2 rRNA genes are annotated in these 3,164 nt (G+C 53.1%); both read right to left on the bottom strand.

The features are described from left to right. Window positions 1-55 precede the first annotated feature (55 nt). A 5S ribosomal RNA gene (gene rrf / locus KH208_RS00925) occupies window positions 56-170 on the bottom strand. Window positions 171-214: 44 nt separating this feature from the next. Beyond that, window positions 215-3,146, bottom strand: a 23S ribosomal RNA gene (locus tag KH208_RS00920). Window positions 3,147-3,164: the final 18 nt, after the last annotated feature.

The raw sequence follows: 3,164 nt of genomic DNA, 5'->3' as shown, positions 1-3,164 counted from the left end.
CGGATACGAGAAGCCCCCCTTGCGCTGAGAGCGGCGAGGGGGGCTTCCGAGCAATTTTTGGCAGCGGCCTACTTTCCCACATGACGTTATGCAGTATCATCGGCGAGGAAGAGCTTAACTACCGAGTTCGGAATGGGATCGGGTGTACCCTCTTCTCTATGGCTGCCAAAAAATTTTCAAAATATAATTGACAGGGAAGGAAGGAGTTTTTCAAGAGAACAAGCCTCACGGGCTATTAGTACTGGTCAGCTCCACGCCTCGCGGCGCTTCCACCCCCAGCCTATCGACGAGGTAGTCTACCTCGGCCCTTCAGGACTTGCGTCAGGGAGAACTTATCTTAAGGCAGGCTTCCCGCTTAGATGCTTTCAGCGGTTATCCCTTCCGCACTTAGCTACCCTGCTATGCCGTTGGCACGACAACAGGTCCACCAGGGGTGCGTCCATCCCGGTCCTCTCGTACTAGGGACAGGCCCTTTCAATTCTCCAGCGCCCACAGAAGATAGGGACCAAACTGTCTCACGACGTTTTAAACCCAGCTCGCGTACCACTTTAAACGGCGAACAGCCGTACCCTTGGGACCTGCTTCAGCCCCAGGATGTGATGAGCCGACATCGAGGTGCCAAACCGCATCGTCGATGTGAACTCTTGGATGCGATCAGCCTGTTATCCCCGGCGTACCTTTTATCCAATGAGCGATGGCCCTTCCATTCGGGACCACCGGATCACTAACACCTACTTTCGTACCTGCTCGAGATGTCTCTCTTGCAGTCAAGCTCCCTTTTGCGTTTGCACTCGACGGCTGGTTTCCAATCAGCCTGAGGGAACCTTTGCATGCCTCCGTTACATTTTAGGAGGCGACCGCCCCAGTCAAACTACCCACCAGACACTGTTCCCTCGCCGGCTTACGGCTGAGGGTTAGGGACCTGAAAAAACAAGGGTGGTATTTCAACAATGGCTCCCTCCATACTGGCGTACAGAGTTCACAGCCTCCCACCTATCCTACACATGCAGGTTCAAATCCCAATGTCAAGCTATAGTAAAGGTGCACAGGGTCTTTCCGTCTTTCTGCGGGTACACGGCATTTTCACCGCGACTTCAATTTCACCGAGTCTCTGGCCGAGACAGTGTGGAGATCGTTACGCCATTCGTGCAGGTCGGAACTTACCCGACAAGGAATTTCGCTACCTTAGGACCGTTATAGTTACGGCCGCCGTTTACCGGGGCTTCAATTCGGAGCTTCGCTTGCGCTGACTCCTCCTTTTAACCTTCCGGCACCGGGCAGGCGTCAGTCCGTATACGTCGTCTTTACGACTTCGCACAGACCTATGTTTTTAGTAAACAGTCGCCACCACCATTTCTCTGCGGCTCCCTCAGGCTCAACAAGTGAATCGCTTCACCTAAAGGAGCACCCCTTCTTCCGAAGGTACGGGGTTATTTTGCCGAGTTCCTTGGCCAGAGTTCTCTCGAGCGCCTTGGATTATTCATCCCACCCACCTGAGTTGGTTTCCGGTACGGTTTGCGTGTTCTAAACTTAGAAGCTTTTCTTGGCAGCATAGACTCAGCGACTTCAGGGCTTACGCCCACGGACTCGCGTCTCAGCATACAGGGAAACGGATTTGCCTGCTTCCCATGCCTACTCGCTTGCACCGGGTAATCCAACACCCGGATCGCCTATCTTCCTGCGTCCCTCCTTCGCGCGAACACACAAGTACGTGAATATTAACACGTTTCCCATCAGCTACGCCTTTCAGCCTTGCCTTAGGGGCCGACTAACCCTGGGAAGATTACCTTTACCCAGGAAACCTTGGGTTTACGGCGAACGGGTTTTTCACCCGTTTTATCGTTACTCATGTCAGCATAATCACTTCTCCACAGTCCAGCATGCTTTACAACACACCTTCAGCCCGTGAAGAACGCTCCCCTACCAGACCGCATACGCGGAATTCAAAGCTTCGGTAATATGCTTAGCCCCGTTACATTTTCGGCGCAACGTCATTAGACCAGTGAGCTATTACGCTTTCTTTAAACGATGGCTGCTTCTAAGCCAACGTCCTGGGTGTCTCTACAACGTCACCACCTTAACCACTGAGCATGCATTTGGAGGCCTTAGCTGTTGATCTGGGCTCTTACCCTCTCGACAATGGACCTTAGCACCCACTGTCTGACTCCCGTGGTACATCTGACCGGCATTCTGAGTTTGAAAGAGTTTGGTAATCTGGTAGGACCCCTAGCTCTGTCAGTGCTTTACCTCCGGTAGACAATCCACGAGGCTATACCTCAATATATTTCGGGGAGAACCAGCTATCACCGGGTTTGATTGGCCTTTCACCCCTATCCACAAGTCATCCCAACCGTTTTCAGCCGGTATGGGTTCGGTCCTCCACAAGGTTTTACCCGTGCTTCAACCTGCTCATGGATAGATCACCCGGTTTCGGGTCTAATCCGCACTACTATCGCCCTTATCAGACTCGCTTTCGCTACGGCTCCACTTGCGCTTAACCTCGCAGTACAGATTAACTCGCTGACTCATTATGCAAAAGGCACGTGGTCACCATGCAAGCACGGCTCCCACAGCTTGTAAGCATCAGGTTTCAGATTCTATTTCACTCCCCTGACAGGGGTTCTTTTCACCTTTCCCTCACGGTACTGGTGCACTATCGGTCGTCGGTTAGTACTTAGCCTTGGAAGATGGTCCTCCCGGATTCCCACGGGGTTTCACGTGCCCCGCGGTACTCAGGTACCGGCTGCGTCACTTTCAGGTTCGGGTACGGGGCTGTCACCCGCTTTGGCGAAGCTTTCCAGCTTCCTTCCCCTGCCTACTCATGAATCACGTATGCCGGCCCTACAACCCCGGCTGGACGAATCCAACCGGTTTAGGCTCTTCCCCCTTCGCTCGCCGCTACTGAGGGAGTCTCGTTTGATTTCCTTTCCTTCAGGTACTGAGATGTTTCACTTCCCTGAGTTGGCTTCCTGCAAGCTATGTATTCACTTGCGGACGACGGGACATGACTCCCGCCGGGTTTCCCCATTCAGACATCCCCGGATCGCAGAATGTTTAGCTTCTCCCCGAGGCTTATCGCAGCTTACCACGTCTTTCTTCGCCTTCCGACGCCAAGGCATCCACCCGATGCTCTTGTATACTTGTTCTCGAAAAAAACTTCCTTC

It is taken from the genome of Desulfovibrio sp., from assembly GCF_018379785.1.
Taxonomy (GTDB): Bacteria; Desulfobacterota; Desulfovibrionia; order Desulfovibrionales; family Desulfovibrionaceae; genus Desulfovibrio.
Note: the sequence above shows the minus strand (reverse complement) of the source record. Positions and strands in the feature narration are given on the sequence as shown.